This window comes from Longicatena sp. 210702-DFI.1.196 (genome assembly GCF_020563125.1).
GTDB classification, from domain to species: domain Bacteria; phylum Bacillota_I; class Bacilli_A; order Erysipelotrichales; family Erysipelotrichaceae; genus Longicatena; species Longicatena caecimuris.
This window is the reverse complement of the sequence record NZ_JAJCPX010000001.1, coordinates 162830-181796: the sequence shown is the minus strand read 5'-3', so window position 1 is coordinate 181796 and position 18967 is coordinate 162830. Positions and strand designations below refer to the sequence as shown.

Sequence of the window (18967 nt, the reverse complement as noted above, 5' to 3'; positions counted from 1 at the left end):
ATTATATCTCCCTTCCACGATGTCTTCCGATAACCAATAACAGCAAGACACCGCCTGCACATAACAAGGCCATTAGCCATGGCATTATTGAATATGCGGATGGCAACGTATATAAACCTAGATAATCACGCAAAATAGCAAAATAAGGTAGTTTGAATACCGCATATAGCAATAACCCCAGCAAGAACGCCATAACCAGCAAAATAATTTCATGCAACAGCAATCGTTTCTTTTGCATGTTTCTTTGCCAGCCCAGTTTTAACAGATAGCCTTCTTCCCGACGTTTTTCTTCGATGTCACTTTGGACATTTGCATACATCGTCATACAGCCAACTAAGATCGTTAAGCTGGCAACTCCTGCCATAATAGCAAATAAGCGTGCTTGTAAGGCATTGTTATTCTCCTGCAGCACATCTAAGATATCCTTGTAGCGAACATAAGTGATTCCTTGTTGCTTACATGTCGTTTCAAAAGTAGCTGCTTGCTTTTCATCCTTTAAGCGTAGCAATGTCGTTGGAATTTCCGGATACCAATAGGTATTTAAAGGTCTTCGCTTTGCGCGAAAGAATGTAATATACCCATTATTGATAATGGATTCTGTAAAGCCATGTAACTGGGATGCGGATAAGTAATGATTAAGACTATACTCTACATAAGTTTTCGTACGTAATGTATCATCCTGTGCCACCTTTTTATCTTGCATGGTGTATAAGCCAAAATCATGTTCTAAACGTCTGGTCGTCATGCCATATTGTAACTCAAAGGCACGCTCACCTAAGTGCTGCTCATTGGCTTCCTGTGGATAGGTTCCCTTTCGTAAAGGAAGAAATTTATCCAAAGGTCCATCCATGATCATCAATAATCCCGGATAATAATGATAGAGATTTTCATCGCGATTGCTGCGATCATCGACCATAAAACAACGATAGACACTGGTATCTGCACTTTCCGCAGCGACAAACACGAAATCTTCATCCAGATATGTTTTTTGCAGCTTTGTAAAAGATGAAAAGGAGATAGGTCCTTTTAACATATAATCGAAAGATAAACCAAACGTTTCTGGTGTATATAGATGAAATAAGATGGTAGAAGTACCACTTAATACCAGCAAGGTCACAAACACGAAGGCCAAAGAAACGACACTGCGCAGGCTGGAAAATGGAGTGGTTACGATATCACGCAACGCCATTTGTAAGCTTTGATAGCGATAGTGTATGCTCTTATGATGTTTCAAATGCAAAGAGCGCGAGCGTATTGCCGTTACCAAATTGCCTTTAAAACAGGAACGAACCTGCAATGTTACCTGAAAGAGCAAGGCTGCTAAAAATAACAGTGTACTGCCAATGATCAAGAGCCATCCTTTCATTGATAATGTAAACAGCAATAATAAATCGTAACGGTTCAAGACATGCAGAAACCATTGCATCATAAACAGAAGGATAAGATGAATGATAAAGGCCTGTAAAAAGATTTGTACGATTTCCAGCAAATAGGCATTGCGGATATTCAAACGGCGAACCCCATTCATAAACATTAAGCTTAATTTTTCCTGATCCTTTATCAGCTTCCGTTTCATAAAAGCATAAAGCACAAAGCAAGAGCTGATTAGCATACAGATGGTAACGCATAGCGATACAAACTGAAAGATCCCATTCATGATTTTATTGGCATTCATCTCTTCTGCTAACAGACGGAAATCAGGATAGGAAGCCATCTCTCCGGTAATATAGGTATAATCCAGATACATGCGTGAACGTAGGTCATATTCATCCTGCTCATGATAATCATGAAAGCGTATCTTTGCCATGGCATTGCCATAGATAGAGGCTTTTTCCAGCTTCTTGATTGTTTCATAATTTCCAATTGCAACGGCTGGTTTGGCAATCGTGAACATATCGACTTTATTAATATCGTTTTGTCCGATATACCCTTGGTTATAGTTGGGATATTCCATGATGGAAGCAATCACAAAGGAATACGTTTTTCCATTGGATGGATCTTTGATGACTTCCTTATGACCAAGTACCTGGATGCCTTTATCTTCCAGCTGTTTGGCATAGCTTTGGGTGATGGCAATTTCATTTCCTATTAGCTTTTCTAGAGGTTTGCCATCCAATAAAGGATAGTTAGCATCACTTTTCACATAGCCTTCAATATACAAGGGGAAAGATCCTTGGATAGAGCTTCCTGGATATGGGGCATACGGAAAGACGCTTGTCTTTTCATAATAGTCAAAGCAATGCTCTTCTTTCTGTATGACATCCAAAAACTTGTACATTCCTTTTGGTGAATCGGAAATGATTGCGGTATGTGTGGCATGCATCTGATCAATGCGTGCTACGATAGAATCACTACGCGTAAAGACACTAACGCTGATGGATACCGATAACATGGCAAATAACAAAAGGATCATCAATAGAAACTGCTGAAAACGCTGTTGATAATGCAGCGCTTTATATATACATGCGATTTTTGAAAAACACCCTAACCGTAACAGGAAAGGTGTCTTTGTGTGTTCCCTCTTTTTCATATGCTCATTTCCCTTTTCTTATATTGTAGCACAACATGATGGTTTTTTCATAACTCTTTGAAAATTTTCAAAATAATTTTGTGAGTTTACAAAAAAAACAGCGAGTGCTGCTATAAAATCTTTTCTTCATACCGATAAAATATCAGGGGCAAAAGAATGCTGTATTTGATTGGATAGAATATTGTATCGTAAAAGCCTTTTTCTCGTATTCATTTTATAACCAATCTTGAATCTAGAAAAGAATAACCAATGCGCTCTTCTGCATCAATTATACAATTACTCTTATCGCTTTTTCTTAACACCATACACATTTTTCATCTGCTCTTATTGTAAGATATCTTTTTTCTTAAAATACCAGATACAACCAACAATCGTAATGAGTGATAAAGCAATCACGAAAAGATAGCCATAGCGCCATGTTAATTCCGGCATAGTCGTAAAGTTCATGCCATACCATCCAACAATCAATGTAAGAGGTAAAAAGATGATGGTTACGATCGTAAAAACATACATCATACGGTTTAGATTCAAATCATATTGTGACTGCTGCAATTCGCGTACTTGTATGATGTAATCTTTTAGCATTTGCACGCTTTGTTCATAGCGTTGCACACGATCGGCAAAAATACGAATATGATGCAACTGATCTTTTTGAAATAGATCATTTTCATCTTGTTGCAACTCCTCGGCGATATCCATCATTTGCGCAAAGTAATGTGACAGCATCGTGATTTCACGACGAATCTTCATGATATTGGCAGTCATCGTCACCTTTTGCATACTCAAAATATCTTCTTCCATCTGCATGATTGTATTCTCAATAGATTCAAATAGAGGATGCATAGGTGCCAAAACACTTTCTAAAAGAATAGCCAAAACATGTTCTAGGCTATAACTGGTGTTTGGTATTAACTCTAACCTGTGTTGAAATCGCTGCAATGCTTTTTCATCTTCACAAACTAGTAAGATGAGGTTCTTTTTAAAATATACACCAATATGAATAAAAGAAAGTTCTTCATCCTGTTTTATAATTTCATGCACAAGACCAAAGCAATAACCAAAATAAGCATCTAACTTATTAACCGTATGCTGATGATGTTCTTTCAATTCCCGCAATGTCTGTGGGGCAAAGCCAAAATGGGCAAGTAATGGTTCCATTTCCGCCATGCGATATACGCCTGCACATAACACGGTATCATTGACATCATCTAGTGTAATAGGAATCATTTTTTGTTCTAATCGATACAGCATATTGACACCTCATTTCTGATATGAATATAAGAGCATAGCACTAAATAATAAGACGATTCCACTTCCCTGCATTCCTGTACACGATTCTTGCAAGATTAGAAAAGATAGTAATATAGCAGTCAACGGATCGAGATAACTATATAATGCACTACGTGCTAAAGCTAAGTGAGCCAATGCATGAAAATATAAATAATACGCCAATGCAGTATGAACAATACCAATGCATAACAACCAGGGAAGTTGGGCTAACGATATATGTAACATGGTGGTATCTTTACTTATTACTAAATATATGCCAAGTAGGATGGCCGCAATCGATAACTGCCAACTTGTCAATAATAATCCAGGCATTGGCTTTCGAAAACGTTGTAGTAATAAAATCATTGCATAACAGAAAGCAGCACATAATCCCATAATCACACCACGTAAGTTAAATGCACTTTGTGGTTGCCATGAAATGAGAATACAGCCAATCAAGGTTAATATAAAACACCCTATTTGACGTTTGGTAAGTGGCTCATGAAAGAATATAAAAGATAATAACAAAGCCAATATAGGAGCTGTATAATACAGCATGGTTGCTATGGACACACTGACATAACGATAGCTTTCAAATAAAAAAATCCAATTACCGGCTAACGCAGCTGCAGATAGCACCATAAGCTTTCTTTCACCTTTCGCTAAAGAATGCGTCTGTCGTTTAAAAAGGAGCATAATTTGCAATACGATAGCTCCCAACAAGGTTCTTGAAAAAGCTATGGTGGCACTGGATGTTGCTACATTGCGTACAAATGGAGCAAGTGTGCCAAAGATGATCATTGCTAAGATCATCTCATAATCACTACGTTGCAGTCGCTTAAACATCCATAAATCCTTCTAAAGCATGATAGACGATATATTCTGCATAAGTATCCATTGCACAATATTGTGTTAACTCCTCATAGATTTGTTGTTTCTTAGTACCTTCACTTTCTTGATACTCCCGCCATTTTGCTACCGCATCTAATCCATAAGAAATGGCCAAATCTTCATAATGATAAGAACTGAAAATCGGCACCAACGTCTTTAAAGAAAACAGACCTGCCATACGTACATCATAAACATTTCCGGTGGAAAAAGGCAGGGATAAATCCACCATGCGTTCCCATATCTGCATCAAAGCTTTTTCATATTGCGGAAACTGTTGGGCCAATTGTACCAAGCGCAGTTTCTCAGCCCCCTCCATATTATAGACTAAAATCGTTCCCGTTTTCGGTACACTTGCTAACAAAGCTTCTATAAAGGCAAGGCGACAATCTTTCTCACCGATAAAACCAGTATGTTGTAATGTCTTTCCTTTTTCCTCTTCAACATGGAGGCTGAACTGAAAGGTCAAAACATCAAAAGGCTTCATTCCTTCATAAGGTGGAAAGGCATACGTTTCCCATTCAAAATCCAGATAAGAAAGGGGATAACTGATATGATCTTTGCGCCAAGTTTTTAAGGCGGCAACATCCACATACAGCCCGCCATATGTATCCGCCATGATCTGGGCATATTGATGGCGTGTTCCTTCAATACGATCAAGATCGGCATCCTTTAAACGTTGGATTCCCTCTTCTTTCATCGCATATTTATGCTGTGATTGAACTAGATTAGTAATAGCGCCAGGTTGACTTTCTTCTTGAAAACATTCTTTATAAAAAGAACATTTATTTCCTCTAGTACAAAACGATGTCCGCTTTGGTTTTATCTCATCCAATGCATCTAATATACGCATATTCTCAAGCAATGGGCGAATATCTCGCAGTTTCATTTGTACAAGCTGAAAAATATTTTTACCAGGGCGATTATGTGAATTATAAAAATGATCACTGATGGTAAGTAATGCATGTACATCTAATGTTTTTCCCCGTATATACTCCGCATTCAAATGAATGGCATAGATTTCATCTATTCTAATATCCAACAATTGCAACACCGCAATGATATCGGCGATATATTGAGCTTCCTGTTCCTTAGGGTAACAGCTGCGATAACTCATATACAGGATGGTCTTACCTTCCTCCTGTATAAGTACAGGAACTTTGATACGTAAATCTTCATATGCAAAACGGGCATTGACCAATGGCTTTTTCTCTGCGAAAGCCTGCAACGCTAAAGCAGGATCATCATTTGCCTGTCCTTCAAAACAATCATTTGGCAACAACAGACGTTCTTTCATCAGCGAAGTCATACTTTCTGTATATTGCACATAAGGAGTAAATGACTTTTGAACTCTTCTACTTAACCAAAACAAACGTTCACAACGTTCCATCTTTTTTATATCGGTAATATGATACATTTTATTTCTCCACACTTTCTCTATCTTGTATTATATCATAAGTTGGAACCTTCGTTTCATGATATTGTCGAAACATGTCTTCTACAATATGTTTTAGTTCCGCTTTTAAAGAGAGGGGTTTTCTTACTTCGACCTGATTACCCAAAGATAACAGAAACTGCATAGCTGGAATTTTCCCTTCCATGATCGTTGTGAAATGTAAAACATGTTCATCTATCCATTCACCTTTCGGATCGATGCCAATCATTTTTTCACTTACTAACAAAGCACTCTCACCATGTATCAATACATCCAATTCATAAACCTCATTACGAATAAGACCCTTTTTGCCAATATGCTCACTTACTTGAAAATCAGCATCCCGCTGAAATTTCACATCACTTACTTGCACTTGTTTCATACGCTCTTCACTAAACTTAAAATTTCGATAATCCTTTGCCTTCAATGAATATGCTAAACAATAATAGCTCCCTGCATCGTTCAAGATTTCATATGGATGAATACGTACCTTTTCAAAATTTTTAGCATGCATTCCTTTATATACAATATCAACAGCAAGTTGATCATTACGAGCACCATCCATTCGCATGATAAATTCCTTTAACATTGGATTAAGTAATGGGGTATTGCCCTTCACATAAATACCGCCTTCCTTTTTTTCCATAGTAAGCGTTGCCATTAATTTATCCATCGCAGATAAAAATTGTGGCAACAGCAAAAAATCATCATGACTCTTCATATAGCTGATCGCCTCACTCACCGCCTTAACCTCTTCTTGCCGTAAACCGACAATTGGAAAAAGACAGGATGCATCCAGCTGATAACCGCCATATTTGCCGGTCGTGCTAATGATGGAATAGCCTGCCTCTTCAAGTTCTTTGCGATATTCGGATACATTGCGAATATTTGTATCTAATAATGTCGCTAATTCTTCTCTTGATAAAAAACCTCTTGCTTTTAATAATTGCAACATTTGAATACAGCGTGCACTGCGTTTCATTTCCTCTCATCCTTCCCATTAGGAACGTATGACCTTTGGATGATAGTCCAATGGACTATAGCGGGATGGAAAAGAACCAAAAACCGGTTCAACTTCTTTTTTCTTTGGTACGATACCTTTGGGTGCTAAAGCCGCCACGACTTCACCTATTCCATTTTCTAACGCAAAACCTAATGCCTCTTCCGTGTGATATGCTCCTGCTTCTAAAAATGCCAGAACAGCATCTACATTACGCGTATAGACAGCATGTAATAAGATGGGATAGCCATTGAAAATCCAATTGGGATCCGCCCCAAAATCTAAAAGTTCCTTGATTCTTTCCGTTTCCTTGTTCCAAACTGCATTTAATAATTCCTTTGCCATTTTTCTCTCGTTTATCATATAGCCTCAACCTCTTTCCTTATCTTTACGGCTATATCATAAACCACATTGTTACATTATTTGTGTAATAATATAAAAATAGTATAAACTTTTTTTTATTATCTGTACAGCAAAAAAATCTTCCTACAATTCATATATAGAAAGATTTATTTTATATTTACTTAGTTTTCATTTTGTCCTGCAGCATTGGTTCCATTGGTATTGTTGGCATTTGTTTTACCATTATTATTCACATCACCATTTTGATTCCCACTTGTCGTATTACCGGCATTGGGATCGTTTGTTTTGGCATTTCCATATGCACCATCACTTGTTGGCGTATTGGTCGTATCTTTGGCGCTTGTTCCTGCATTTACTCCACCACTTGTATAACCATCAAATGTTGTTAAGACATCGTTCATATCAGCATTTGGGTCATATAACAGTAAGAAATTTCCATTTACTTTTGCTCCATACTCCATTTCTTTATTTTTGATATTTACTCGTACTTTACCTTTTTCTCTAGCCTCTTTTAAGACTTTTTTCATGTTTTCATCATTACTTTTTACACGATATAGATAAGCTGTTTTGCCATTCACCTCAAAGCTTTTTCCTTCATATGCCGCAAATTCCATATTTTTGATTGGCTGCATATTCTCAAGCTCAACTTTTTTGTTATTGAAGAAGCTCATGACATTGTCAATGCTGTCATCAATATCATTTTTTACATCATTTGCAACATCACCGGTATCACTTTGATTTTCCTTACCAGTGGTTTCATTGTTATTACTGCTACAGCCTTGTAATATACCTGTGAACAGAAATGCTGCCAGCAATACTTTCATTGTTTTTTTCATTACTGATTCCTCCTTGTCAATCTTTAGTATGCACAGGGCTTTTTACTTTATTCCTCAAGCAGCCATGGATATTTATTTCGCAATGCTTCTATCACACGCAATGCAGAAACATGTTTATCTTTAACCTCTAACATGATATCAACTTCCTCTTTTTGTAAATCTTTGCAGAATTCCAAAAATGTCTCTATGTCAATAGATGAGGCATGGGCACCGGCACGTTTTAACGGATCCTGTTCGCTGTAATGCATCTTCATGCGCCCATCAACGGATTTCCAAGTCTGCTTTACCAACGCTAGACATTGTTTTTCATTAAGATTGGTAAGAGATGGATTTAATTTATGATGCAAATTATCGAAGACCACCGGTATCTGGATTTTTTCCGCGATCCATAAGACATCCTCTAATGTATAATAGCGATCATCATTTTCAATGATCAAACGTCGTTTGATTGTCTCATCCAATTCTCGATATTCTGCCATAAAACGTTTCATCGCTTCCTGTTTATCGCCATATACCCCACCCACATGTAACACCATCTTATGCGTGGCATCCTCACATAAAAGATCCAAAAGCGCACAATGATATTGTAAATCAACTATCGCTCTTTGTACCACTTCCGGATTAGGAGAATTTATAATCGTATATTGTCCAGGATGCATAGAAACCCGCATATCATAGCGTTTAATTTGTTCTTGTAAGAAAGTAAAGGCTGACTGAAACAAAGTCTGCCAGTCAACACTGTTGATAGGACTAGAGCCAAAAGGTATGATGTCTGAACTAATGCGAAACATTTTAATTCCCTGTTGATGATTATATGTCAGAATATTTGATAAAGCGGTTAAATTGTGATCTATCAGTTCTATTAAACGCAACTCACTCGCATTTTTTGCGATACAGCTACGCATTTTTGTATCATCCTGTAATGCCAGTGTACAAGCATATCCAATTTTCATCTTATCACCTATTGTTAGGATGGCTCTTGTATGGCCCACTATTCTTGTCAAAATTCTTTGTTTCCTGTATGATAATACCAAATAGAAAGGTGATTACAATGAAGAAGAAATATATCTTTTTTGATATTGATGGTACATTAACCGACAATGCTACTAAAAAAATCGTACCTAGTGCTCAGAAAGCACTAGATGAGCTGCAAAAAAACGGACATTTTGTGGCGATTGCCACAGGGCGTGCACATTATAAGGCACGACCCTTTATGGAAAGCGTCCATCTGCATAACATGGTTTGTTGCGGAGGAAATGCACTCGTAGTAAACGATGAACTTATCCAAAACATTCCCTTAGATCGTGAACAAAGTATTACCTTATATCATCAAGCAATCAATGCTGGATATGGTGTATTAGCAATGCTAGATGATTCTATTGACCTTTATGGGATAGATGACACGTTTGTAAAACAATGTGGAGAACGTCAAGAACCTACACGCTATGTGTATGATCAAAACTTTCGCATTGAGGATGCAAAAGATATTTATAAACTATATATCTCCGTACCTATTGATGAAGAAGATCGCATTCCTTTATTAAAAGAAGTCGGCCAACTCCGCTTCGTCGATGCTTACTTAACAATTCAACATGACCGAAAAAAAGATGGTATTATAGACATGTTGCGCTATATTGATGGAAAAGCTGAAGATGTTGTTGTATTTGGTGATGATACAAATGATTTGGTCATGTTTGATTCACAATGGACAAGTATCGCGATGGGAAATGCTAAAGAAGTCTTGAAGAAAAAAGCGGATTATGTGACAGATACTAATACACGTGATGGAATATGGAAGGCTTGTAAAAAGTTTGGGTGGATTGCATGAGACATGAGAAACAAACAACAGATGTTTTGTATGTACAAGACTGTTATCTTCGTTTGCTACGAAAAGAAGATGCCGCCATGTATTATGAGAAAGGTTTTGCGCAAGAAGATGAGGAAGTGAGACGTTTTACCGGAACGACACAAACGTTTAGCAAAAAGATGATCTACGATTATGTCGAACGTATTGCTGAAGCTGATGATCGCTATGATTTTTTAATATTTACATATCAAGACGAGTTAATTGGGGAAGCTGTTTTAAATGACATTGATTGGGATGCTAACATGGCTGGTTTTCGAATTGCTTTATTTTCAAGCACACAAACAAATAAAGGCATCGGTAAACAGGCCGTAAAAGCTGTTACGGATTTTGGATTGTATACCTTACAGCTTCATCGCATTGAACTGGAAGTGTTTGATTACAATCCTCGTGCCCAACATGTGTATGAATGTTGTGGCTATCAGATAGAAGGACGAAAAAAAGATGGCTTATATTATGATGGCAGTTATCACGATATTCTTATCATGGCTATCCTTCATCCATAACAACCACTATGAAAATAAAAAAACATCCAGATAGGGGATTCGCTTGGGAATATCAACGCTTACCAGTACAGACCTTTCTATTTGGATGTTTTTTATATCTTTATCGCTTACTAAGAACTTAACAAATACTTTTTGACGGATGGTCTTGAACTAAGAAATCCGGTTTTTTCATATCCCATAAAAACCAACCAAACAGTAACACACCTTTAAAAATGGAGCTTATGGTAATGGCCCACCAAACACCGTTTAAACCAAGCCCATTTCCCAGCAACATTGCCAAAGGTATACGAGCGGCCGTCAAGGTTACGGATATAATCGAAGGTGGCAATGTCCTACCTAAACCATTAAAAGCACCGGCAGTAGTAATTTCCATACACATAAACAATTGGGAGAAACCTAAGATACGTAAATAATCTACGCCCATCCAAATGACTTTTGGTTCATTGATGAAAATCTGAAAAATAAACTGCGGAAATAAAAGCAATATCAAATTACAAAGGATGCCCCAGCTTATCATCAATCTCATAGACAAACGATATCCCTTGCGAATACGCTGTGCATTATGCGCACCATGATTTTGAGCTACAAAGCTATTTAAAGCAGCGGCATAGCCTTCCGCACTCATCCAAGAAATGGATTCTATCTGTGAGCCAACCTTTTGCACTGCAACGGCTGCATCACCCCAACCGGCAATAAAGCGTGCTATCACCATAGAGATGCTGCTAAACAACATACTTTGTAATCCAATAGGCAGCCCAATACGAAATATTTCCTTCATTTCTTCCTTGTGTATATGTGAAAGAATATGTACTTGTAAAAAAATAAGTGTATCTTTTCTTATTGCCATGAGAAATAATAGACAAACAATCATTTGGGCCATTACTGTAGCTATAGCTGCCCCACGCACTCCCATCGCCGGTATCCCACCAAAACCAAAGATAAAAATAGGATCTAAGAGGATATTCATGAGCAATCCCAAAGCGGTCACTATAAAGGAAGTCTTAGAATTTCCCATGGCTGTCAAAATACCCGTGAATATCTGATTAAGAAATGAGAAAATCACCAGGCCACAGGTGATGATTAAATAACTTTGTGCATCGCCTGCTACCTGTGCACTGTTTAATTTAAAAAAGCCAATCATTTGCCGTGAAAAAACGACCGTGACAAAACCAAATGCCAATGCGAAAACAATGCCCATCTGTATGGCACTTTGGGCATAACATGCTGCCTTGTTTTGATCTTGTGCGCCTAAAGAATGTGCAACTTTGACCTGAGCACCCATCTTGGCTAAGGTGACTAGGCCATTGGAAAGCCACATGAACATACCGGCAGCACCGACAGATGCCACAGCATTTGCCCCGATTCTGCCAATCCATAACATGTCGGTAAGATTATATGCCATTTGTATCAAACTGGTTGCCATGATAGGTAGTGCTAATGAGCTTAATGCCGGAAGTATCGCACCATCTAACAAATTTACATATTTCTTCATTATATCCCTCAATTCTATAGTGTGGTTATAGTACCATACCTAGAAGGTTTTTAGCAATTCTTATACTGGAATTATTATCACAGGTGATGTCTTATAAGAACTTCATCGATTTCCTATGAGCTTCTTTTCATGAAAACGATTGAGGATAAAATAAAGCATGCATAGCTAAGAAATTCTTAAACTAGCATGCTTTGTGCGATTACTGTTTATCAGTTTATATTTGCATCAGAAGGCAAAGCGAATTGCACGATAGCTTTAAATAAGTCCCCATCTACTTCAATATGGAATTGACCATTTTGAATCTCCGTAAAGCTTTTAACGATTGCCAAGCCTAAACCACTTCCTTCTCCATGACGAGAAGAGTCACCTCGTTGAAAACGTTCGACAATTTGCGTTTCATCAAAATTTAATGGTTCCGCGGATATATTTTTCATGGTGATTATCACCGTTTCATTTTCTGCTTTCACCATCACATAAACTCTTGTATTGGCCAATGCATACTTCCCGATATTGATAAATAAATTTTCAAAAATTCGCATGGTTTTATCGCCATCTAACGCAACCAAATATTGTTCTTGATCAAAGCTAGTAATGACCTGTAAATGCTTCTCTTGTAATAATTCACTACATTCAGCTTGTGCTTGTTCGATTAATGCTTTGACATCTAACTCCATAAGATTTAACTGAATGTTTCCACTATTAACTTTACTAACCTCAAATAAATCTTCAATCAGACGACTTAAACGCTGTGTATATTGAGCAAGCATTTGTACATATTGTGTTCTTGTTTCTTCTGACAATGTCGTATCTTGCAACAATTCAACATAATTTCGCATACCGGTCAATGGTGTTTTTAAATCATGTGATACATTACTGATAAGCTCCGTTTTCATTAACTGCGATTTTGTTTCTTCACGCACAGCTTTTTCAAAACCACTGCGCACTTGGGTTAATTCCTGTTGTAGTTCTTTAAATACACCATCTACATGTGTATATTCATAATCAAAACGTCCTTCTTCCATCGCCTTTGCATTCTCTAGTAATTCTTGATACTCTAATTTTACCTCTTTCAACTTATCACGCAGCCAAAAGAAAAGAGCAATTGTATATCCAAAGGAAAGGATGATACCAAATCCCTGCAAGGAACAAAAGATAATAACGATTAGCAAATTTATCAATAGCAGTTTGATCAAACTCTGATTCAATTTATCTAGTTCTACATCTGCTAAAGCATTAACATAATGCTTAAAACGCCGAATGATACTGCCAATGAAGGTGCCCTCTTTCAAATAGCGAATCACACCATGGGCAATTATATACTTTAGCAAAAAGAAAATGATTGATAAATAAGCAAATAACAACATCCATGCCGCAAGGTTCGCAAGTAGGCTTATGCCATCCCACATTTCATATCGTAACAATATTTCAGCCAATAAGCCATTCATCGTATAATTAGAAAGCACCACTACACCCATGCAGCCAAAGGTAATCAGGCAACAGGCTAAAATGGAATTGATTTCAAACTTGATTTGCACAAAAATTTTGAACGGTTGACATTGTTCTACGATACGAATCGGTACTAGAAGTATGAATAGAGCTAAAATACAAGCACCTACTCCCATAGCGATAAACACGTAAGGAGTATATTCATATCTGTCATAAATTGTATCATAAACATACATACCATTATTTGTTAATTTCTCAGGGATGCGTATAACAACTGTAAAATCATTACGAAAAGAAACCTTTGCATCATTTTTTTGATCATATAAGGAAGGATCCCGGATAAACGTATTCATACAATCCACCAAATAATCTTTAGCACCATTCGTATAGTTACCAAAATCTCCGCTCAGCTGTAAAGAACCATCTTTCTTAAAAGTTCCTATGCCATAAAACATACTATCATTTTCACTTAAATCATCCTTGACATTCGCTGCTAATCGTTTTTTTGTATTTGCATCATAAACGATATATTGTACATTTTCATCATTTTGGAAACAGGAGACTGCTCGATCCATCAAGCTTATATACTCATCTTCAAAATGACTTTTTTCAGGAAAATTTGAAAACCTTGGATAGGACCATTGTTCATCCGCAAATTGATTCATACTGAGTGCATAGAAGAACAATTCATCTCCCAGTACATTCTGAATGGTTTTATGCATATTCTCTTTATCCATTTTAGATGATGGATAAAAACTGCATATAGTTATGCTGATCACACTGAGCAACATGATCCATACACTTAAAAATATTCTTTTTTGCTTCATGCTTTTCACCTATCCTTTTTCAATTTTATATCCTACGCCCCATACCACTTTCAAATATTGTGGCTGACGAGGATTCACTTCAATTTTTTCACGCAATTTACGAACATGTACCATGATTGTCTCTGTATTGATGGCTTCTTCTTCCCATACTTGCTCATAAATCTGTTTTGCTGAGTACACTCTTCCTGCGGATTCCATCAACAATTGAAGAATAGCAAATTCTTTCGGAGTCAATTTGACACGCCTGCCATCTACATATACATCCTTTGTATAGGTATCGAGTTCTAATCCGCCGACACAGAAACGATGGGGATTTTTCTCTGTTTTATCTTGTTTGGATGCTGTTTGTAGCGATAATATTTGTTCATACCGGCGCAATTGAGAACGCACACGTGCTAATAATTCCATTGAGCCAAAAGGTTTTGTGACATAATCATCCGCTCCTATATTTAAACCATTGATTTTATCGATATCCTCTGATTTCGCGCTTAAAAAAATCACCGGGAAATCATAGTTTTTACGCAATTCCATCGTCATAGTGATACCGTCCATGATCGGCATCATGATATCTACGATTGCCAAATGTACATCATTGGTATGAATCAAGTCAAGTCCTTCTTTTCCATTTTCCGCTAACAACACTTGATAGCCCTGATTCTTTAGATATATTGCGATTGCCTCGCGGATTCCTTGTTCATCTTCAACAACTAATACGGTATGTTCCATATGTTTCAACGCCCTCTCTTATTTACTTGTTTTATTTTAACCGATTTCTATTCACTTGGAAAGCTTAGATATTCCTATGCAGAAGAAATCCTGCAAACGTGCATACCGTACAGATGCAGTATACAAATAGTTCCATCTTATCCCTCCCACCGTTTTTGTTGCTGTATCATATAGCGCTGTAAGGTGGTTTTTATCATAAAGCCAACTGCCATTGCCAATACGATACCATCCATTGTATCAATCGTTCTTAAAAAGGGGGTAGATGCAATGATGATACATAAGGCAATCGTAAACAGTATACAGATGATGGCAAAACTAATTTGTTTTCTTTGTTTTTTCATCTTCATCTCCTCTTTCTTACTGTTATCAGTATGAAGGATAGTTCTTATCAACTGTTGAAATAAAATCTTAAAAATTTCTAAACAATGACATAACGAAGATGAATTATGATACTTCCTTTTGTTTTTATTATTCTCCATCAGCTAGAATCCTTGTATGAACGTAAAACCAACCTAAATTTCGGTATCATAGATTAGATTACTTAAAAGACCAATATTAAATTCAATCTCATATAAAAAAAGACACAACAAGTAATTTGTTGTATCTTTCTTCTTACTATTTAAACGCATTCTTGAATTTTTCAAATGGACTTTCATGATCTTTACGATTACGTATCTTCTCATATAATTCCTTCTCTTCACGAGAAAGCTTTTTAGGTATTTCAACTGTGATTTCCACATACTGATCACCTTGCGAACCTCTAGGTGATTTTACACCCTTACCTTTCAAGCGGAACTGTTGTCCATATTGTGTACCTGCCGGTATGGTTAATTCTACATCACCATACACTGTTGGAACATCAATCTTACAACCTAACGTCGCATCAATCGCACTGATTGGTACACTGATTCTTATATCATTGCCATCACGGACAAACTGATTATGACGAGTAACTAAGATTTCGATATATAAATCACCATTAGGACCGCCATTTACACCACGTTCACCTTTGTTTGGCACACGAACCTGCTGACCAGATTGAATACCTGCCGGAATCTTAATATCCAGCTTTACACGCTTATGCTCATAGCCTTTTCCATGACATTTTGGACATTTGTGGGCAATCGTTTTCCCTGTACCATTACAATCCGGACAAACCGTTTGTGATTGGAAAACACCAAATGGTGTACGCTGCTGCTGAGTTACAGTACCTGTACCACCACAACGACTACAAGATTTCACATCAGATTTACTGCGTGCACCGCTGCCCATGCATTCATCACATTGTTCATCCACATCAATTGTAATCGTTTCGGTTTTACCAAAGATAGCATCCATGAAATCAATGCGCATTTGCATGAAACGATCATTTCCCTTACGTGGTCCATTGCTGGCACGGCGACTTCCACCGCCAAAACCTCCACCAAAGAAAGAACCAAAGATATCGCTCAGATCTTCAAATCCACCGAATCCGGCGCCACCGCCAAAGCCCTGTGCACCATCCATACCGGCAAAACCAAACTGATCGTAGGTTGCCTTTTTCTGTGGATCGCTCAATACTTCATAAGCTTCATTTATTTCTTTAAATTTTTCTTCTGCACCCGGTTCTTTATTTATATCCGGGTGATATTTTTTGGCCATCTTACGATATGCCTTTTTTATTTCATCCTCGCTTGCACCCTTGCTTAATCCAAGGACTTCGTAATAATCTCGTTTTTCTGCCATGCTCATCACCTTCCTGAATTGCTTGTTATAAATAAATGATAAAATGTTCCATTAAATATTCATGTCACATTTCTTCATACCGGGTTTTATTTTATCATACTTTGCCACAAATACCATTCTTTATTTTATTTATGACGCATCATTCTCTTTATGACAACAAACTCGCTATCCTAAATCCTCTTTCTAACAACATACAAAACCTAGCGCAAGCACTAGGATTTGTAGTCGTCAAACATTTTATTTCTTTTCTTCAAATTCAGCATCTACGACATTGTCATCGTTTGCACCCTGTGCATTACCAGCATCATTAGGATTTCCTGCCTGCTGCTGATACATCTGTGCACTAGCTGCCTGTGCTGCTTTTTCCAAAGCATCCAGTTTTTCTTTCACAGCTGCCATATCATTTTCATCCAGTGATTTCTGTAAATCATCACGCAATTTCTGTGTTTCTTCTTTCTGTTTAGCGTCAATCTTATCACCACTGTCAGCTAACATACCATCAATCTGTGCGATAAAGCCTTCTGCACGGTTACGTAAATCAATTTCTTCTTTACGTTTTTCATCTTCTGCTTTGTGTTCTTCTGCTTCACGTACCATACGATCGATTTCTTCATCACTTAAACCGCTAGTATTCTGAATCGTAATAGACTGTTCTTTACCAGTACCCTTATCCTTCGCAGATACATGAACGATACCATTTACGTCAATATCGAAAGTTACTTCAATCTGTGGAACACCACGACGTGCTGGAGCAATACCATCCAGTTTAAACATACCTAATTCCTTGTTATCATTTGCCATTGGACGTTCACCCTGCAATACGCGGATATCAACGGCTGGCTGATTATCAGCTGCTGTAGAGAATACCTGTGATTTGCTTGTAGGGATAGTTGTATTACGTGGAATCAATACTGTCATGACACCACCCATAGTTTCAATACCTAAGCTCAATGGTGTAACATCCAGCAACAATACATCTTTTACATCACCCTGGATAACACCACCTTGAATAGCAGCACCCATAGCAACTACTTCATCAGGGTTTACTGAACGGTTAGGCTCTTTGCCTAAAGCATTCTTAACTGCTTCCTGAACAGCTGGAATACGTGTAGATCCACCTACTAACAATACCTGATGGATATCGTTCTTTGTTAAGCCAGCATCACGCAGTGCGTTGCGAACAGGTTCCATTGTACGATCTACCAAGTGTTTTGTCATTTCATCAAATTTTGCACGTGTTAAAGTAGCTTCGAAGTGCAATGGTCCATCAGCACCAGCAGAGATGAATGGTAAAGAAATCTGTGTCTGTACCATACCGGATAAATCTTTCTTCGCTTTTTCACCGGCTTCTTTTAAACGCTGCATTGCCATTGTATCTTTACGTAAATCAACACCGTTTTCTTTCTTGAAGGTATCAACCATCCAATCAACAACAACGTTATCGAAGTCGTCGCCACCTAATTTCGTATCACCGTTTGTTGATAATACTTCAAAAGTACCATCTGCTAATTCCAGGATAGAAACATCAAATGTTCCACCACCTAAGTCATATACCAAAACTTTCTGTTCTTTTTCTGTCTTATCGATACCATAAGCCAAAGCTGCAGCTGTAGGTTCGTTGATAATACGTTCTACTTCCAAACCAGCAATCTTACCAGCATCTTTTGTAGCCTGACGCTGTGCATCGTTGAAGTAAGCAGGCACTGTAATCACCGCTTTTTCTACTTTTTCTCCTAAATAATCTTCTGCATAACCTTTCAAATACTGCAGGATCATCGCACTGATTTCCTGAGGTGTATACTGTTTTCCTTCCAATTCTACTTTTTCATTTGTACCCATTAAACGTTTTACAGATGAAACAGTATTTTTGTTTGTGACTACCTGACGTTTTGCGGCATCACCGACAATTCTTTCACCGTTTTTGTATGCGACAACAGATGGTGTTGTACGATTTCCTTCCGGATTTGTAATAACCTTACATTCTCCGCCATCCATCACAGCGACACAGCTGTTTGTTGTACCTAAGTCAATACCAATAATTTTGCTCATATGAATTTCCT

16 protein-coding genes are annotated in these 18967 nt (G+C 37.5%); 2 read left to right on the top strand and 14 right to left on the bottom strand.

All coding sequences use genetic code 11. From position 1 onward, the window contains the following. Nucleotide 1: 1 nt before the first annotated feature. The 8 genes from LI241_RS00935 to uvsE form a co-directional block, all read right to left on the bottom strand. Nucleotides 2-2530 carry an ABC transporter permease gene (locus tag LI241_RS00935; RefSeq protein WP_008689002.1) on the bottom strand — a complete coding sequence of 843 codons (2529 nt, stop codon included), beginning with the start codon at nt 2528-2530 and terminating at the stop codon, nt 2-4. Nucleotides 2531-2854: 324 nt separating this feature from the next. Next, a complete protein-coding gene (locus tag LI241_RS00930; protein WP_008689003.1) occupies nt 2855-3781 on the bottom strand; it encodes a CorA family divalent cation transporter in 927 nt (308 codons plus the stop codon). Between the two features lie 9 nt (nt 3782-3790). Beyond that, the gene (locus LI241_RS00925) at nt 3791-4645 is read right to left on the bottom strand and encodes a DMT family transporter (RefSeq protein ID WP_008689004.1); all 855 of its coding nucleotides are present in this window, start codon (nt 4643-4645) and stop codon (nt 3791-3793) included. Next, complete coding sequence (locus LI241_RS00920) at nt 4638-6104, bottom strand: DUF2779 domain-containing protein (protein ID WP_008689005.1); 1467 nt, start codon at nt 6102-6104, stop codon at nt 4638-4640. Before LI241_RS00920 ends, LI241_RS00925 begins: the two co-directional genes overlap by 8 nt. A 1-nt stretch (nt 6105) precedes the next feature. Beyond that, nucleotides 6106-7104, bottom strand: a complete 999-nt coding sequence (locus tag LI241_RS00915) for a YafY family protein (protein WP_008689007.1) — start codon at nt 7102-7104, stop codon at nt 6106-6108. A gap of 18 nt (nt 7105-7122) precedes the next feature. After that, nucleotides 7123-7485, bottom strand: a complete 363-nt coding sequence (locus LI241_RS00910) for an ankyrin repeat domain-containing protein (RefSeq protein ID WP_008689009.1) — start codon at nt 7483-7485, stop codon at nt 7123-7125. Nucleotides 7486-7646: 161 nt separating this feature from the next. Then, a complete protein-coding gene (locus tag LI241_RS00905) occupies nt 7647-8321 on the bottom strand; it encodes a hypothetical protein (RefSeq protein WP_008689011.1) in 675 nt (224 codons plus the stop codon). 47 nt (nt 8322-8368) lie between these two features. Continuing rightward, nucleotides 8369-9325, bottom strand: coding sequence for a UV DNA damage repair endonuclease UvsE (gene uvsE / locus LI241_RS00900; RefSeq protein WP_008689013.1), 957 nt, complete (start codon nt 9323-9325; stop codon nt 8369-8371). Between the two features lie 47 nt (nt 9326-9372). Here uvsE and LI241_RS00895 point away from each other — a divergent pair, with 47 nt between their 5' ends. Continuing rightward, the gene (locus LI241_RS00895) at nt 9373-10149 is read left to right on the top strand and encodes an HAD hydrolase family protein (protein WP_008689014.1); all 777 of its coding nucleotides are present in this window, start codon (nt 9373-9375) and stop codon (nt 10147-10149) included. Then, nucleotides 10146-10691 (top strand): GNAT family N-acetyltransferase, encoded by a 546-nt coding sequence (locus LI241_RS00890; protein ID WP_119957486.1) that lies wholly within the window; start codon nt 10146-10148, stop codon nt 10689-10691. Before LI241_RS00895 ends, LI241_RS00890 begins: the two co-directional genes overlap by 4 nt. A gap of 118 nt (nt 10692-10809) precedes the next feature. Here LI241_RS00890 and LI241_RS00885 read toward each other — a convergent pair whose 3' ends face one another. The 6 genes from LI241_RS00885 to dnaK form a co-directional block, all read right to left on the bottom strand. Then, on the bottom strand, nt 10810-12183 hold the full coding sequence (locus tag LI241_RS00885; RefSeq protein ID WP_008689018.1) for an MATE family efflux transporter: 1374 nt from the start codon (nt 12181-12183) through the stop codon (nt 10810-10812). 209 nt (nt 12184-12392) lie between these two features. After that, the gene (locus LI241_RS00880; protein ID WP_008689019.1) at nt 12393-14456 is read right to left on the bottom strand and encodes a sensor histidine kinase KdpD; all 2064 of its coding nucleotides are present in this window, start codon (nt 14454-14456) and stop codon (nt 12393-12395) included. 9 nt (nt 14457-14465) lie between these two features. Next, entirely contained in the window at nt 14466-15182 is a 717-nt protein-coding gene (locus LI241_RS00875) for a response regulator transcription factor (RefSeq protein WP_008689020.1), read from the bottom strand. A 137-nt stretch (nt 15183-15319) separates the two neighbouring features. After that, entirely contained in the window at nt 15320-15523 is a 204-nt protein-coding gene (locus tag LI241_RS00870; RefSeq protein WP_008689021.1) for a hypothetical protein, read from the bottom strand. Nucleotides 15524-15797: 274 nt separating this feature from the next. Further along, nucleotides 15798-16907 (bottom strand): molecular chaperone DnaJ, encoded by a 1110-nt coding sequence (gene dnaJ / locus LI241_RS00865; RefSeq protein ID WP_008978936.1) that lies wholly within the window; start codon nt 16905-16907, stop codon nt 15798-15800. Between the two features lie 237 nt (nt 16908-17144). Beyond that, nucleotides 17145-18956 (bottom strand): molecular chaperone DnaK, encoded by a 1812-nt coding sequence (gene dnaK, locus LI241_RS00860; protein ID WP_008978935.1) that lies wholly within the window; start codon nt 18954-18956, stop codon nt 17145-17147. Between the last annotated feature and the right edge of the window lie 11 nt (nt 18957-18967).

What these genes read in the sequence shown, in the direction of transcription:
- LI241_RS00935 (WP_008689002.1), bottom strand. Translation starts at nt 2,530, where the DNA reads ATGAAAAAGAGGGAACACACAAAGACACCTTTCCTGTTACGGTTAGGG.
- LI241_RS00930 (WP_008689003.1), bottom strand. Translation starts at nt 3,781, where the DNA reads ATGCTGTATCGATTAGAACAAAAAATGATTCCTATTACACTAGATGAT.
- LI241_RS00925 (WP_008689004.1), bottom strand. Translation starts at nt 4,645, where the DNA reads ATGTTTAAGCGACTGCAACGTAGTGATTATGAGATGATCTTAGCAATG.
- LI241_RS00920 (WP_008689005.1), bottom strand. Translation starts at nt 6,104, where the DNA reads ATGTATCATATTACCGATATAAAAAAGATGGAACGTTGTGAACGTTTG.
- LI241_RS00915 (WP_008689007.1), bottom strand. Translation starts at nt 7,104, where the DNA reads ATGAAACGCAGTGCACGCTGTATTCAAATGTTGCAATTATTAAAAGCA.
- LI241_RS00910 (WP_008689009.1), bottom strand. Translation starts at nt 7,485, where the DNA reads ATGATAAACGAGAGAAAAATGGCAAAGGAATTATTAAATGCAGTTTGG.
- LI241_RS00905 (WP_008689011.1), bottom strand. Translation starts at nt 8,321, where the DNA reads ATGAAAAAAACAATGAAAGTATTGCTGGCAGCATTTCTGTTCACAGGT.
- LI241_RS00895 (WP_008689014.1), top strand. Translation starts at nt 9,373, where the DNA reads ATGAAGAAGAAATATATCTTTTTTGATATTGATGGTACATTAACCGAC.
- LI241_RS00890 (WP_119957486.1), top strand. Translation starts at nt 10,146, where the DNA reads ATGAGACATGAGAAACAAACAACAGATGTTTTGTATGTACAAGACTGT.
- LI241_RS00885 (WP_008689018.1), bottom strand. Translation starts at nt 12,183, where the DNA reads ATGAAGAAATATGTAAATTTGTTAGATGGTGCGATACTTCCGGCATTA.
- LI241_RS00880 (WP_008689019.1), bottom strand. Translation starts at nt 14,456, where the DNA reads ATGAAGCAAAAAAGAATATTTTTAAGTGTATGGATCATGTTGCTCAGT.
- LI241_RS00875 (WP_008689020.1), bottom strand. Translation starts at nt 15,182, where the DNA reads ATGGAACATACCGTATTAGTTGTTGAAGATGAACAAGGAATCCGCGAG.
- LI241_RS00870 (WP_008689021.1), bottom strand. Translation starts at nt 15,523, where the DNA reads ATGAAAAAACAAAGAAAACAAATTAGTTTTGCCATCATCTGTATACTG.
- dnaJ (WP_008978936.1), bottom strand. Translation starts at nt 16,907, where the DNA reads ATGGCAGAAAAACGAGATTATTACGAAGTCCTTGGATTAAGCAAGGGT.
- dnaK (WP_008978935.1), bottom strand. Translation starts at nt 18,956, where the DNA reads ATGAGCAAAATTATTGGTATTGACTTAGGTACAACAAACAGCTGTGTC.